Genomic DNA, 380 nt, shown 5'->3' with positions numbered 1-380 from the left:
AGCGCGTCCATCGCCTCGGCGATGGTGCCCACGCCGGTGATTTCGAGCTGGTCGCGGCCCAGCAGCAACTGCAGGTTCGTGCGCAGCTCGCTGTCGTCCTCGACGATCAACAGGCGGCGCACGTCGCGCTGGCTGGTGGCCTCCAGTTGCTGGATGGCCCCGACCAGGCGCTCGCGGGTGGCCGGCTTGATCACGTAGCCGATTGCGCCCAGTTCCATGGCCACCTGCGAGCGCTCCAGCCCGGACACCACGTGCACCGGGATATGCCGCGTGGCCGGATCGCGCTTGAGCCGTTCCAGCACGCTCAGCCCGGACACGTCGGGCAGGCCGATGTCGAGCAGGATGCCGTTCGGGCGCAGTTCGACGGCCAGGCCCAGCGC

Annotated in this window: 1 protein-coding gene; it reads right to left on the bottom strand. The window is 70.0% G+C overall.

Annotated elements, in window-relative coordinates; genetic code table 11:
* A partial coding sequence (locus AC1DN0_RS41795; protein WP_477146713.1) for a response regulator occupies positions 1-380 on the bottom strand: 380 nt, incomplete at both ends.

The sequence above is a fragment of the Cupriavidus sp. 05N39 genome (assembly GCF_056397325.1).
This window is presented reverse-complemented; position numbering and strand designations above follow the sequence as displayed.